Source organism: Ruegeria sp. F11, assembly GCF_056533855.1.
This window is the reverse complement of the sequence record NZ_JBQFOW010000001.1, coordinates 440,425-454,554: the sequence shown is the minus strand read 5'-3', so window position 1 is coordinate 454,554 and position 14,130 is coordinate 440,425. Positions and strand designations below refer to the sequence as shown.

General features: G+C 59.3%; 14 protein-coding genes and 1 tRNA gene. 8 read left to right on the top strand and 7 right to left on the bottom strand.

The window, feature by feature from the left end; genetic code table 11:
• Positions 1 to 73: 73 nt before the first annotated feature.
• Complete coding sequence (gene gltX, locus ACR0NJ_RS02280) at positions 74 to 1,474, top strand: glutamate--tRNA ligase (protein WP_480815503.1); 1,401 nt, start codon at positions 74 to 76, stop codon at positions 1,472 to 1,474.
• A 123-nt stretch (positions 1,475 to 1,597) separates the two neighbouring features.
• A complete protein-coding gene (gltA, locus tag ACR0NJ_RS02275; RefSeq protein WP_480815502.1) occupies positions 1,598 to 2,893 on the top strand; it encodes a citrate synthase in 1,296 nt (431 codons plus the stop codon).
• A gap of 115 nt (positions 2,894 to 3,008) precedes the next feature.
• On the opposite strand, the gene ACR0NJ_RS02270 is transcribed toward gltA, so the two are convergent.
• Both ACR0NJ_RS02270 and ACR0NJ_RS02265 read right to left on the bottom strand, forming a co-directional pair.
• Positions 3,009 to 3,284, bottom strand: coding sequence for a hypothetical protein (locus ACR0NJ_RS02270; RefSeq protein WP_480815501.1), 276 nt, complete (start codon positions 3,282 to 3,284; stop codon positions 3,009 to 3,011).
• Positions 3,285 to 3,440: 156 nt separating this feature from the next.
• Entirely contained in the window at positions 3,441 to 4,508 is a 1,068-nt protein-coding gene (locus tag ACR0NJ_RS02265; RefSeq protein WP_480815500.1) for a PA0069 family radical SAM protein, read from the bottom strand.
• 311 nt (positions 4,509 to 4,819) lie between these two features.
• Between ACR0NJ_RS02265 and ACR0NJ_RS02260 the strand changes: the two genes are divergently transcribed.
• On the top strand, positions 4,820 to 5,518 hold the full coding sequence (locus tag ACR0NJ_RS02260) for a corrinoid protein (RefSeq protein WP_480815499.1): 699 nt from the start codon (positions 4,820 to 4,822) through the stop codon (positions 5,516 to 5,518).
• 85 nt (positions 5,519 to 5,603) lie between these two features.
• Positions 5,604 to 6,272: a DUF1638 domain-containing protein gene (locus ACR0NJ_RS02255; RefSeq protein ID WP_480815498.1), complete on the top strand. Its 669-nt coding sequence runs from the start codon at positions 5,604 to 5,606 to the stop codon at positions 6,270 to 6,272.
• A 13-nt stretch (positions 6,273 to 6,285) separates the two neighbouring features.
• Here ACR0NJ_RS02255 and ACR0NJ_RS02250 read toward each other — a convergent pair whose 3' ends face one another.
• Positions 6,286 to 6,696, bottom strand: coding sequence for a SufE family protein (locus ACR0NJ_RS02250; protein ID WP_480815497.1), 411 nt, complete (start codon positions 6,694 to 6,696; stop codon positions 6,286 to 6,288).
• Between the two features lie 140 nt (positions 6,697 to 6,836).
• Between ACR0NJ_RS02250 and ACR0NJ_RS02245 the strand changes: the two genes are divergently transcribed.
• The gene (locus tag ACR0NJ_RS02245) at positions 6,837 to 7,361 is read left to right on the top strand and encodes a hypothetical protein (protein ID WP_480815496.1); all 525 of its coding nucleotides are present in this window, start codon (positions 6,837 to 6,839) and stop codon (positions 7,359 to 7,361) included.
• On the opposite strand, the gene rnd is transcribed toward ACR0NJ_RS02245, so the two are convergent.
• The 3 genes from rnd to purM form a co-directional block, all read right to left on the bottom strand.
• Positions 7,358 to 8,515: a ribonuclease D gene (gene rnd / locus ACR0NJ_RS02240; protein WP_480815495.1), complete on the bottom strand. Its 1,158-nt coding sequence runs from the start codon at positions 8,513 to 8,515 to the stop codon at positions 7,358 to 7,360. The two genes, ACR0NJ_RS02245 and rnd, sit on opposite strands and share 4 nt — an antisense overlap.
• Positions 8,516 to 8,628: 113 nt before the next feature.
• Positions 8,629 to 9,225 (bottom strand): phosphoribosylglycinamide formyltransferase, encoded by a 597-nt coding sequence (gene purN / locus ACR0NJ_RS02235; RefSeq protein WP_480815494.1) that lies wholly within the window; start codon positions 9,223 to 9,225, stop codon positions 8,629 to 8,631.
• The gene (gene purM / locus ACR0NJ_RS02230) at positions 9,222 to 10,268 is read right to left on the bottom strand and encodes a phosphoribosylformylglycinamidine cyclo-ligase (protein ID WP_480815493.1); all 1,047 of its coding nucleotides are present in this window, start codon (positions 10,266 to 10,268) and stop codon (positions 9,222 to 9,224) included. Before purM ends, purN begins: the two co-directional genes overlap by 4 nt.
• Positions 10,269 to 10,375: 107 nt before the next feature.
• Here purM and ACR0NJ_RS02225 point away from each other — a divergent pair.
• Both ACR0NJ_RS02225 and ACR0NJ_RS02220 read left to right on the top strand, forming a co-directional pair.
• Positions 10,376 to 10,452, top strand: a tRNA-Ile gene (locus ACR0NJ_RS02225).
• A 197-nt stretch (positions 10,453 to 10,649) separates the two neighbouring features.
• Entirely contained in the window at positions 10,650 to 11,690 is a 1,041-nt protein-coding gene (locus tag ACR0NJ_RS02220) for a toll/interleukin-1 receptor domain-containing protein (protein ID WP_480815492.1), read from the top strand.
• 87 nt (positions 11,691 to 11,777) lie between these two features.
• Here the strand turns inward: ACR0NJ_RS02220 and ACR0NJ_RS02215 are convergent, their stop codons facing one another.
• Positions 11,778 to 13,097, bottom strand: coding sequence for an ATP-binding protein (locus ACR0NJ_RS02215; protein WP_480815491.1), 1,320 nt, complete (start codon positions 13,095 to 13,097; stop codon positions 11,778 to 11,780).
• Positions 13,098 to 13,142: 45 nt separating this feature from the next.
• On the opposite strand from ACR0NJ_RS02215, the gene ACR0NJ_RS02210 reads away from it, so the two are divergent.
• Positions 13,143 to 14,057, top strand: coding sequence for an MBL fold metallo-hydrolase (locus tag ACR0NJ_RS02210; protein ID WP_480815490.1), 915 nt, complete (start codon positions 13,143 to 13,145; stop codon positions 14,055 to 14,057).
• The last annotated feature ends 73 nt before the right edge of the window (positions 14,058 to 14,130 follow it).

Here is a 14,130-nt window from a genome sequence, read left to right as displayed (position 1 = left end):
CCCCCGTCTTTCGGGCTGGTTAGATAGTCGCCAAACTATGCCCAACGCGGTTACCAAAAGGTTAATCAACACAATGTCCGATCAGGTCGTCACCCGTTTTGCCCCCTCGCCCACCGGTTTTCTGCATATCGGTGGCGCGCGCACTGCTCTGTTCAACTGGCTCTATGCGCGCGGGCGCGGCGGTAAATTCCTGCTGCGGATCGAAGACACCGACCGGGAACGCTCAACGCCTGAGGCCACTACCGCCATCCTTCAGGGCATGGCGTGGCTGGGTCTGGATCACGATGGCGACGTTATTTCTCAGTTCGAAGGTGCCGCGCGTCACGCCGAGGTCGCGCATCAGTTGCTGGCCGAGGGCAAGGCGTACAAGTGCTTTGCGACACAGGAAGAAATCACGGCGTTCCGCGAGCAAGCGCGCGCCGAGGGGAAATCCACCCTGTTCCGCAGCCCGTGGCGCGATGCGGATGCTTTAACGCATCCGGATGCCCCGTTCGCGATCCGCATAAAAACCCCGCAAGACGGAGCGACCGTCATCCGCGATCAGGTGCAGGGCGATGTGACCATCCGCAACGATCAACTCGACGACATGATCCTGCTGCGCTCGGACGGAACGCCGGTCTATATGCTGGCCGTTGTAGTGGACGACCACGACATGGGGGTGACCCATGTGATCCGCGGCGACGATCACCTGAACAACGCCGCGCGTCAGATGATGATCTATCAGGCGATGGGCTGGGACGTCCCCGTCTGGGCACATATCCCGCTGATTCACGGGCCTGACGGCAAGAAGCTGTCCAAACGTCACGGAGCTTTGGGCGCGCAGGAATATCAGGCCATGGGCTATCCCGCCGCTGGTATGCGCAACTATCTGGCGCGATTGGGCTGGAGCCACGGTGACGAGGAATTCTTCACCGACGAGCAAGCCAAAGAATGGTTCGACCTGGGGGGAATCGGCAAAAGCCCCGCGCGTTTCGATCTGAAAAAGCTGGAAAACCTGTGCGGCCAGCATATCGCGATCTCGGATGATGCTGCATTGCGGCAGGAAATCGAAGGATACCTGGCTGCAGCGAACCTGCCGCCTCTCACACAGACACAATCCGGTGATCTGGAACGTGCGATGTATTGCCTCAAGGATCGCGCGCGCACTTTCCCGGAACTGCTTGAAAAGGCTCATTTTGCACTGACAGAACGCCCACTCGCCCCGGATGAGAAGGCGGCTAAGGCCCTTGGTTCAGTATCCGACGGTATACTGGAAGAATTGACGCCGCAGTTGCAAAATGTTAGCTGGTCTCGGAACGAACTGGAGGAGGCCTTGAATTCCTTTGCCGAGGCAAAGGGGCTAAAGTTCGGTAAGCTGGCGGGGCCACTTCGGGCTGTGCTGGCGGGACGCGCGGTTACTCCTTCGGTGTTTGACATGATGCTAGTACTGGGTCGGGATGAAACCTTGGCCCGTCTTTCTGACGCAGCGAATTAAACCCAATCTTCATAATCGGGTAACGCTGCTCCAATAACACCCGGACTGCGCGTCAAACGCGCAGCCGTTGCCCGCTAGGTCGGACAGCGTGCCGAACTGCGCATGAATGAAGAAGGGACAACCATGACTGAAAGCAACAAAACAGCCACTCTGACCGTTCATGGCAAAGAGTATGAGTTGCCGGTCCACTCACCGACCGCTGGCCCTGATGTTGTTGATATCCGCAAGCTGTACAGCGACGCGGGCGTGTTTACCTACGATCCCGGCTTTACCTCGACCGCTAGCTGCGACAGCACCATCACCTATATCGATGGCGAAAAAGGAGAGTTGCTGCACCGGGGCTATCCGATCGACCAACTGGCCGAGAAGTCTCATTTCCTCGAAGTCTGCTATCTGTTGCTGTACGGAGAGCTTCCGGTCGCCAAGGACCTGGAAACATTCGAAACCACCATCACGCGCCACACCATGCTGCATGAACAGATGCAGTATTTCTATCGCGGGTTCCGCCGCGACGCGCATCCGATGGCGATCATGGTTGGGGTCGTCGGTGCAATGTCGGCCTTCTATCACGACTCGACCGATATCGCCGACCCGCGCCAGCGCGAAATCGCCTCGCACCGGCTGATCGCGAAAATGCCGACCATTGCGGCTTGGGCCTATAAGTATCACACCGGTCAGCCCTTCGTGTATCCCCGCAACGATCTGGATTATGCGTCGAACTTCCTGCGCATGTGTTTCAGCGTCCCGGCAGAGGAATACGAGGTTAATCCGATCCTCAGCCGCGCGATGGACCGCATCTTTACCCTGCATGCGGACCACGAACAGAATGCCTCGACCTCGACCGTGCGTCTGGCGTCGTCCTCGGGTGCGAACCCGTTTGCCTGTATCGCGGCCGGTATCGCTTGCCTCTGGGGTCCGGCTCACGGCGGTGCCAACCAGGCCTGTCTGGAAATGCTGGAAGAGATCGGAAGCGTCGATCGCATCCCGGAGTACATTGCGCGCGCCAAGGACAAAAACGATCCGTTCCGCCTGATGGGTTTTGGCCACCGGGTTTACAAGAACTTCGACCCGCGCGCCAAGGTGATGAAGCAATCGGCGGACGAAGTGCTCGATCTGCTGGGCATCGAGGACAATCCCAAGCTGCAGGTCGCCAAGGAACTGGAACGCGAAGCGCTGGAAGATCCGTATTTCGCCGAGAAGAAGCTGTTCCCGAATGTCGATTTCTACTCGGGTATCATCCTTGAGGCGATGGGCTTCCCGACCTCGATGTTCACGCCGATCTTCGCCCTGTCGCGTACGGTTGGCTGGGTCAGCCAGTGGAAAGAGATGATTGCCGATCCGCAGAACAAGATCGGCCGTCCGCGCCAGTTGTATCTGGGCGAGACGCTGCGCGACTACGTCGATATCGAAAACCGCTGACACAATCAGAGGCAACGCAAAACCCCGCCATTCGGCGGGGTTTTTTGTTTCCACGGTTAGTGTGAGTTCCTGCAACGGCCCGTGAGCGGCAGGCGCGTTCTGGCAGAAAAACTGTCTATTTGGGCATAACCTTGGACAGCGCCTTGATCGCTTCATCCATCTTTTTCTTATTGTCTATGACCTTCTTGTGCAGAGTTCCGAGCTTGGTCGCGATCTTTGACAGTTCAATTGTCGCAGGGGCCATCTGCGAGATATTCCCGCCCTTTATGATGGAATCGTATTTCACCAAATCCCGGTTGGCCTTCTCCAGCTCCTGCTGCGATTTGTGATAGGCCGCCGTTGCTGCCTGCATCTTCTTCGCTGCTGCTTCGATTTGCTTAGGGGTCCCCATCTTTTTCTCCTTACAAGTTACCTCTGCCTCGGGGTGTAAACCAGCGTGCCCGCAATAACTGTGATTGAGTTCACGAACGGATAAAAATTAATCAGGTTTTAGAAAAACATGAAAAAGCAAAGGCTTTGACCAGGGGGCGGCCTTGATCTTCTTACTTCAGAACAGGCTGAGTTGATCTCCGGTTTGCGGCGGTTTCGCGAACAGATCACACCGCAGAGGGTCAGACTTTGTGGCCAGTCCAAACCGTTTCACCGCCAGTTTGAAACGCTTGGCGACCATCCAGGCATACTCGCCCTCGCCCCGCATTCTGTGACCCCAGCGCGGGTCATAATCCCGCCCGCCATGCATGTCGCGCAACCGGGACATGACCTTTTCCGCGCGCGCCGGTTCGTGCGCTGCTAGCCACTCCTGCCAAAGGGCCGAGACCTCGCGCGGCAAGCGCAGCATGATCCAACTGGCGGCATCTGCGCCGGCGTCTTTTCCGGCCTGAAGCAAATCCTCCAGCTCATGATCCGTGAGCCCCGGAATAATGGGTGAGGTCATCACGCGGACCGGCACCCCTGCCCCGGTCAAGCGTCGGATCATGGTCAATCGACGCTGCGGCGACGGCGCGCGCGGCTCCATCCGGCGCGACAGGCCCGCATCCAGTGTTGTCAGAGAAATCCCAACCCGCGCCAGACCTTTGGCGGCCATATCGGCGAGGATATCCAGATCCCGCTCGATCAGCGCGCCTTTGGTCACGATCGCAATTGGGTGGTTGAAAGCGCGCAAAACCTCAAGGCATGACCTTGTGATCAGTTGGGTTTTCTCGACCGGCTGGTACGGGTCCGTGTTCGTCCCCAACGCGATGGGAGCGACGCGGTAGGATTTGGCTGACAATTCCTTCCGTAGAATGTTGGCGGCGTTTGGTCGTGCGATCAGGCGGGTTTCAAAATCCAGACCGGGGGACAGGCCAAGATAGGCATGGCTTGGTCGGGCGAAACAATAAACACACCCATGCTCGCACCCCCGATACGGATTGATCGACCGGTCGAACGGCAGGTCCGGTGAGCGGTTATAGGTGATCAGGCTGCGCGCGACTTCATCCCGAACCTCGGTGCGCAGCGGGGGCAGATCCTCCTCAAGATCCCAGCCGTCATCCGCCGCGATGGTGGCAAACCGTTCGAACCGGCCAGCATCGTTGGACGCCGTGCCCCGGCCACGGATATTGGGCTGTTGGGTCATTTATATGTTCGCTTTTTGTTCTCGTCCAACGGTAAGCGAAATCGGCTTATCGCACAAGGGGTTCAACGGGGGTCAGCAGAACACGCGGCGGGTCCGGTGCAAATAGCCACCCTTCCCGGAAAGTTGATGAATCCTGAGCCAAATGCAGGATGATCATGCATATGTTTCCATCGAATGCCCAAATAAAGTAACGTATAGGTCGGTCCCGAAACCGCCGAGGTCGCAATCGTCACAGTCAGGCTGCGACGTTTTGGCCAAAACGGAAAAAATGCCACCACGGGCTATGGCCCGCACAGCTCAGGGAAATGCCCATGTCTGAAGAAGAAGACATCGTCCTGTCCGAACTGAACGACGAAGAACTTGTCGAACAGATGTTCGACGATCTTTATGATGGCCTGAAAGAAGAGATCGAAGAAGGCGTGAACATCCTGCTGGAACGCGGATGGATGCCCTACGATGTTTTGACCAAGGCGCTGGTTGGTGGCATGACGATTGTTGGCCATGACTTCCGCGACGGCATCCTTTTCGTGCCCGAGGTTCTGCTGGCCGCCAACGCGATGAAGGGCGGCATGGCGATCCTGAAGCCTCTGCTGGCCGAAACCGGCGCGCCGCGTGTCGGCAAGATGGTGATCGGCACCGTTAAGGGCGACATTCACGACATCGGCAAGAACCTTGTGTCGATGATGATGGAAGGCGCAGGGTTCGAGGTCGTCGATCTGGGCATCAACAATCCCGTCGAAAACTATCTGGAAGCGCTGGAAGCCGAACAACCCGATATTCTGGGCATGTCCGCCCTGCTAACCACCACCATGCCCTATATGAAAGTCGTGATCGACACGATGGTCGAACAGGGCCTGCGGGATGACTATATCGTTCTGGTAGGCGGCGCGCCCCTGAACGAAGAATTCGGCAAGGCCATCGGTGCCGACGGGTATTGCCGTGACGCCGCTGTGGCGGTGGAAATGGCAAAGGATTTCGTGTCGCGCAAGCACAACCAACTGGCGGGCTGACGGTACGCAAAAGTCGTTCAAGGGCCGCTCGTCACCGGGCGGCCTTTTTCGTTTCCGCGCAAGCGACCAGAAAGAGGACGTTCAAATGCCACAGGACCACTTGCCGGATGACGCCAGCCTGACGACTGATGGTTTTCAGGAACAGGGCAAGAAAGGCCAGATCCTGTTGCTGGCCTGTGGCGCTCTGGCGCGTGAGATTCTGGATATCAAAAAGCGTAACGGCTGGGATCACATGGCGCTGACCTGCCTTCCCGCGATCCTGCATATCCACCCAGAAAAGATTACCCAGGCCGTGGAAGAGGCCGTGGAAAAGCACCGCAACCAGTACGATCAGATCTTCGTCGTCTACGCCGATTGCGGCACCGGAGGACTGTTGCAAAACGCGTGTGAACGTCTGGGGGTCGAGATGATCAAAGGCCCGCACTGCTATTCCTTCTTCGAGGGCAACGAGGCGTTCGCGGACCGTGGGGAAGACGAAATCACCGCCTTCTACCTTACGGATTTTCTCGCCCGGCAGTTCGATGCGTTTGTCTGGAAACCGATGGGCTTGGACCGGCACCCCGAGCTGCGGGATATGTATTTCGGCAATTACACCAAAGTGGTCTATCAGGCGCAGCTAGATGACCCCGAATTAACTGCGCGGGCAGAAGAGATTGCGGATCGGATGGGTCTTGCCTTTGAACGTCGGCTGACAGGGTATGGCGATCTTGAGGTCACTCTGGCGGATTGGGCCACACGCGGCGCTCAGGACTGACCCGAGTGCAGGATCAGGCGTTTTCCTGCGCCACCTCACGAATGCGTTCGATCATGGCACGCAACCCGTTGGAGCGCTGCGCGGACAGATGATCATTCAGTCCAAGCCGCGCCAGTTCGCCTCCGGCATCTACCTTTGGCACTTCGGCCACGGGCAGGCCATTGTAAAGCGACCTCAGAACCGCGATCAGCCCCCGCACGATCAGCGCGTCGCTGTCGCCGTCGAAGCGGAACTCGCCACCTTCGATCACCGGATGCAGCCAGACCTGGCTGGCGCAGCCATGCACCTTGGTGGCCGGCACTTTGAAGGCATCGTCCAGCGGCTCCATCGCTTTGCCCTGCTCGATCACGTGGCGGTACCGGTCTTCCCAGTCCTCCAGAAACTCGAAATCCTCTACGATGTCTTCAAAGGCGGGCGTTGCCATGATGCGGCGGTCCTTCCGTTTCGTTCACAATTTGTGACCTATGCCTAGGATCACCCCCTGTCCAGCCCCTGGCGTGGCTTTTCAAGGCACGGAATATGCGCTAACCCATTGCCTGAATGAGTGCCAATAGCCGTGGGTCCATGCAAAAATCTGTTTCTGTTCTCGTTTTCGCCACGTTGACCCTATCTGCCTGCAGCGGCTGGCGCGACTCGCGGGTGAACCCGTCAAACTGGTTCGGCTCAAGCACCTCTGCGCCGGTCGAAGTATCGCCCGACGATCCAAACCTGCTTGTGCCCCAGCAAAGCCAGGGCGGCGGCTTGTTTACGCGACCCGACGCGGAAGACACAAGCATTCCGATTGCCAAGATTGACGAGTTGCGCATTGATCCAACGCCCACGGGCGCGATCGTTTATGTCTCGGGCACCGCGCAGCGTCAGGGGGCCTATAACGCACGGCTGGTTCTGGTGCCGTCGGAAGAGAACGAAAAGAACGGCGTTCTGGAATACACATTCCGCGTGAACTACCCCAACTATCAGACCGCGCAGGGGTCCGAGCGGACACGCATGGTGTCGGACGCCATCAATATCTCAAGGCAGGAATTGGAAAGCGTTCGGCTTGTGCGCGTTGTCGGGCAGCAAAACGCGCTGGAATCGCGGCGGCGTTAAAGCGCGACGACCTTGACCGCCTGCCCTTTTGCCGCCAGGGCGATCTTGCCTTCGCAAAGTTTCAGCGCGTCTTCGCCAAAAACCTCGAACCGCCAGCCGGACATGGCCGGAACCGCGCGCTCACCCGCCGCGATTTGATCCAGTTCGGCGCTTGTAGCGATCAGCTTGGCGGCGACGCCCGAGCTTTCGGTTTTTGATTTCAGCAGGACCCGCAGCAAATCCGCCAGCGCCGGATTGACCTTCAGCTTGTCACGGCTGTTGTCGACCCGGGGCAGATCATCCGCAGGGCAATTCACGCCTTTTTTGACCGCAGTCAGAATGCCATCGGCAATCGCGCCCTTGCGCGCCTCGCGCAGCAACAGGCGGGACCCGCCAAGGTCGGACTGCGATTTGGGCTTGGTCGAGGCCAGTTCGATCAGCGCATCATCCTTGAAAACCCGGTTGCGGGGGACGTTGTTTTCCTGCGCATAGGCTTCACGGAAATGCGCCAACTCGCGCACGACCGCCAGAAACTTGGCCGAGTTGGTCCGGGTTTTGATCCGCTTCCACGCATCGGCGGGCTGGATGTCATAGGTGCCGGACTGGGTCAGAATATGCAGTTCCTCGGCCACCCAATGGCTGCGGCGCGTCTTTTCCAGTTCCGCCGCCAGATGTTCGTAGATTTTTCGCAGATGGGTCACATCCGCCAGCGCATAGGTTTTCTGCGCATCCGTCAGAGGACGCCGCGACCAGTCGGTAAAGCGCGAGGTTTTGTCCACCCCCTGCTTGCAAATCTTGCGTACCAGCGTCTCGTACCCGACCTGCTCGCCAAAGCCGCAGACCATCGCGGCGACCTGCGTGTCGAACAGCGGTTTGGGGAAAACGTTAGCCTCGACCCAGAAAATCTCAAGATCCTGCCGTGCGGCGTGGAACACTTTGACCACGCTTTCATCCCGGAACAGGTCATAAAGCGGGTCCAGTGACAGCCCATCGGCCAAAGGATCAACCAGAACCGCGTTGCCTTCACCCTCGGACGGGACGGCAAGTTGCACCAAACATAGCTTCGAGTAATAGGTGCGTTCGCGCAGGAACTCGGTATCTACAGTGACATAGGGATGGTCCGAAGCGGCCTTGCAGAAATCGGCCAGCTCTTGCGTCGTCGTCAGGGTTTTCATGCGCCGTACTAGTCTTGCTTTTGTTCTTGGGGTTTGCCCGATTTTTCCTCGTCCCGAGCGGTAAGCGCGACCATAGGACGAATAGCGGCCAAGTGTAAATCACCCTCGGGCGATCAGGGCAGCAGAACAGGCGACCTGTCTCCATTCGCAAAATGGCGCAAGACGGCGGGGTACAGCTTGTGTTCCCACACCAGAACGCGGGCCGCCAAGGCATCGGGCGTGTCGCCGGATTCAATGTTTACACGGGCCTGACCCAGAATTGGGCCGTCATCCAGAGCGGCAGTCACCTCGTGCACGGTACAGCCATGTTCCGCGTCACCCGCCTCAATCGCGCGGGCATGGGTGCGCAACCCCTTGTATTTTGGCAACAGCGAGGGGTGAATATTCAGCATTCTCCCCTGAAATTGTCGGACGAAATCGCCGGTGAGAACCCGCATGAAGCCGGCCAGACAGACGATATCCGGTTGCGCCTGAAGCAACGGTTTCAGCAGTTCGGCTTCAAACGCCGCTCGGTCGCCCTTGAAGGGGCGATGGTCGACAACTGCCGTTGCGATGCCCCGATCCGCCGCCTTCTTCAGCCCCCCGGCCTGCGGGTCATTCGACAGCACCAGACAGGGCCGCGCCGGGTGGTCACCTTGCATGCTGTCGACCAGCGACACCATGTTGGACCCGCCACCCGAAAGCAGGATCGCGACGCGCTTGTGGCTCACAACAGCTTGCCCGAATAGGCGACGCCGGGGTTGTCCCTCACGGCCCCGATGCGCGAGACGGTTTCGCCCGCCGCGGACAGCAGACCCGCCAGGTCATCTGCCCGATCCTCGGCACAGACGACGATCATGCCAATGCCGCAGTTGAAGGTCTTGAGCATCTCTGCCTCGGCAATCCCGCCGGTCTGCGCCATCCAGCCAAAGACCGGCGGCAGGTTCCAGGCGTTAAGGTCGATCTGCGCGCCCAGCCCTTCGGGCAGAACACGCGGCAGGTTTTCGGTCAGGCCGCCGCCGGTAATATGGGCCAACGCATGCACGCCCCCTGCCCGGATCGCGGCCAGAGCGGGCTTCACATACAGGCGCGTCGGCGTCAGCAACGCCTCACCCAACGACCCCTCGCCAAAGGGCGAGGCATCATCCCAGTTCAGGCCCGATATCTCCACCAGCTTGCGCACCAGTGAGTATCCGTTCGAGTGCACCCCGTTCGACGCCAGCCCCAGCAGCACATCGCCCGCCTGAACGCCATCCGGCAGGTCGCCGCCACGTTCCATCGCCCCGACCGAGAACCCGGCCAGATCGAAATCGCCATCGGGATACATGCCCGGCATTTCAGCCGTTTCACCGCCGATCAGGGCGCAGCCAGACTGCGCGCAGCCTTCGGCAATCCCTTCGATGATCCGCGCAGCGGTATCGGTGTCCAGCTTGCCAGTCGCGAAGTAGTCAAGGAAGAACAGCGGTTCGGCCCCCTGACAGATCAAGTCATTCACGCACATCGCCACCAGATCAATGCCAACGCCATCCACCACGCCGGTATCAATCGCGATCCGCAGCTTTGTGCCGACCCCGTCGGTCGCCCCCACAAGGATCGGGTCGTCATACCCGGCGGCCTTTAGGTCAAACAGCGCACCGAAACCACCCAGACCGCTCATCACTCCGGGCCGGTTGGTGCGCTTGGCCGCGGGCTTGATCCGGTCTACCAACGCGTTGCCTGCATCGATATCCACGCCCGCATCGGCATAGGTGATTCCGTTCTTGCCCGCTGTCATTGCCAATCCCTTTTGAATGCTTTGCGGGCGGGTTAGTCGATTGTGCAACATGTTGCAACGGTCAGGCTTGACGCGGGCGTTCACCGTGATACCCAAGGCGCTCAGGCGGGCCTGTAGCTCAATTGGTTAGAGCAGAGCGCTCATAACGCTTTGGTTGGGGGTTCGAGTCCCTCCGGGCCTACCAGAAGAACCGCCAGATCGTTGATTTCCCTACGTAATGGAAGCTTCCTACTGCTGTCCGAGCTGACTTCCAGACCCCATTTCCAAGCGTGGACGCACCCGCTGGTCGCCGCACGGGCAAAATGGCCCGAAATACGCTATTCTGATTGGCAGCCATGTACTCATCGCGCGTGCAGCGCGGTTTTACGTGAGGGGGCCGAAATGACAGCAACTGAAAAGCCTGCCGCAAGAAGCTACTTCTCGCCCAAGGCCGTGGTCTTTATTGCCTGGAGCAAGGAAACCGAGAAAGCCGCGCACATTCTGCGCGACATACTGGATGCCCGGGGCCTGTCGGTCTGGATGAGCGAACAGATCACCGCGGGCCGAAAGTTCCGCGAAGAGATCAGGCGATCCGTTCTGGACGCGCACTTGATGCTTGCCATCTTTCCAGAAAAGCCCTCGCCCTGGCAGATCGCCGAATCCGGCCTCGCCTATTTCGAGAACAAGCTGATACCGATCGCGATCGACAGCGACGAGGTTATAGAGCCGTTCAGCGAATTCGAGACACACAACCTTCGTTCCGAGGATCTTGAGGCTGGGAAAGGTCACAGCATTGACGCGTTGGAGGCAACCTTGCGCAGCCGAATAGGTGCGCAGCGCAAGGATGTCATCACTCTCGGATTGGTCACGCTTTTGAACCGGGTTTTCCTGCTGGCGGTACCGTTTGCTGGCGTCCTGGCGATATTGATAGTTGTGGCTCTTGGGTCCCGAGCTCCGTCGGATTACCTTACCGGGCACGTTTGGAGAGCCGGGCACACCGCCTTTGGAGCGATGGTCTATGGCGGGGCGGCATTTGTTGCGTTGATGTTTGCGTGGGCCGCTACTGCGGCCAGCTATTCCGCCCGAAGGTTCGGTTTTGTGGTCGCAAAATCTCTGCTCCGCATCTGGTTCCTCGTCGCCTTTCTTCAATTCTTGTTGGGATCGCTGCTGTGGTACGAAATCCATGAAGCGATTTCAGATCAACTCTGGCTTTTGCTTTCGGTTGCCTTCTTTTTGATGGCGATCATCTTTGCTCTGACTGCCTTTATCTGCCACAGCACAGCGTTCCGTAAGGATCGAAATCAGGGGCAGATGAAAACGATCCAGACTTCCGTCTTCTGGGGCAACTTCTGCTTCGCTGTTACCTTGGTGCTCTTGACGCTTGTCATTCTTTTGATGAGCCTCCAAACGGATTTCGGCGCTCTCTTTTTCCCTGAAAACTGATGCCATGTCCGGCAGCGGCTCGCATGGTGATAATAAAACCAAATACTTATACAGGTTTCGAGAGCACTTCTTGATCGAAACCGGAGACTACCGCCCGATCACGATATCCGCACACAAACCGCCCAGCCGCTCGCTTTCAGCCAGTCGCAATGTCCCGCCATGCGCGCGGGCGATGTCGGCTACGATGGCCAGCCCAAGGCCCACGCCGCTGCCCTTGTTCTGATTGCGGGCCGGGTCCAGCCGGGTAAAGGGTTTGACGGCTTCGGTGCGCTGCTCGGGCGGGATGCCGGGGCCGTCATCCTCGACCCGGATGCGCATTGATCTGGCGCTGAGGGTCAGGCTGACCTCCGCCTTGCTGCCATACCGGACCGCGTTTCCGATCAGGTTTTCAACGGCGCGGCGGATGGCTGTGGGGCGAAAAGTTGCGGTACCCTCGCCCTGAACACTGACCAGTTCGGCCTGATAACCGGCCCGCTGCGCGTCGTCGACGATCTGACGCAGAAAGGCCTCGGGCTCGACCTCTTCGGGGGCACCTTCGGCGGCACCTCGGGAAAACTCCAGAAACGCGTCCAGAAGCGACTGCATCTCTGTGACATCTTGCTGCAAGGGCGCTGCTTCGTCCTCGGGTAACATCGACAGGCCAAGCTTCAGGCGCGTCAGCGGGGTGCGCAAATCGTGGCTGACACCGGACAACATCAGCGTGCGCTGCTCAATCTGCCGTTCGATCCGGGCGCGCATATCCAGGAACGCATTTCCGGCGGCTCTCACCTCAATCGCGCCACCGGGTGTGTAGGGAACGACGCGCCCCCGCCCAAACGCCTGCGCCGCGTTGGCCAAACGGGTGATCGGGCGCAACTGGTTGCGCATGTAAAGGAATGAGATTGAGGTCATGACAATGGCAAAGAACACCATCGTCACCATCAACTGATGTGGGGCCGTCGGCGACAAACGTCGCCTGTCAAAGGTCAGTTCGAGCAGGCCCAGATGTGTCCGGATATACAACCGGACGTCCGCACCGCTGGGCAACGCCACGGCCTGCAGGTCAGGCAGTTGAGAGTGCAAGTCCATTTCGACCTGCGGGGCGATGAAATCGTACCACCGCCGTTTGCCGATATCCGGCATTTCGTTGAGCCCCAGAAAACGCACCTTCATTTCCAAAGCAGCCAGATCGGGGCGCACGGCGGCCAGCGCCTGCTGCTGCGTTTCCACATCGGCCATGGCGTTGGTGATCAGATCGACCTCGCGCACGGTCGCGCGGACCATCTGCGCTGTCACATCCTCTAAATGCCGCTGCAGGAAGGCATTTCCGACCACCAACAGTAGCACGATCACCGGCAGAACCAGAATCAATGCGGCCCGTGCGTACAGGCTGCGCGGCATATAGGGTTTGAGCCATTGCGACGACATAGGCTAAACCTAACGGGCTGCCCCGGCGAGAGGAAGAGGACAAGAATGCAGGCCCCTGACGATTTCAACCCGCCGCCGGGTCAGGCGATTGAATTGCAACCCCGGCTGCGTCGTATTCTTGCACCGAACCCATCGCCCATGACCTATCGCGGCACCAACACCTATCTGCTCGGGGACCGGGACATCGCCGTGATCGACCCCGGTCCGCTGAACGACGCGCATCTGCAGGCGATTCTGGACGCGCTGCAGCCCGGGCAACGGATCAGCCACATCATCGTCACGCACAGCCATTTGGATCACTCGCCACTGGCTGGCCCTCTGTCGGCTCGGACAGGTGCTCCGGTTCTGGCGTTTGGCGGGCCTGAAGCTGGGCGCAGCGACGTCATGACCCAACTGGCCCACAACGGTCTGGCCGGAGGTGGCGAGGGCATCGACACCGCGTTCCGCCCGGATATCGAGGTCGCAGATTCACAGGTGATCAAAGGCGATGACTGGCAGCTAGAGGTCATCCACACACCTGGCCATCTGGGCAACCACATCGCCCTGGCCTGGGGCGATACCTGCTTCACCGCAGATCACGTGATGGGCTGGGCCAGTTCACTGGTCTCGCTCCCTGACGGGGACCTGACCGATTTCATGGCCGCCTGCCGCCGCCTGCGGGCGCGAGACTGGTCCGTCTTCCATGCCGGGCACGGCGCACCGATCACCGACCCTGCGGGGCGGCTCGACTGGCTGATTCAGCACCGGTTGGGGCGCGAGGCGCAAATTCTGGCAGCCTTGGAACAGGCCCCCGGCACCGCCCGTCAACTTGCCGAGCGGATCTACACCGACACCCCAGCCGCCCTTCTGCCCGCAGCCGAGCGCAACGTCTTCGCCCACCTTGTTGATCTGACAGGAAAATCTCAGGTGACGCCAAACGGCCCTCTGTCTGCAACTGCCGTATTTCACCGCACTGCATGACCCGAAGAAAATTTTCTCGAATCCCGCCTTTCCCCTCTGGACGCCGAAAATCCGGGTTGTTATATGCCCCTCA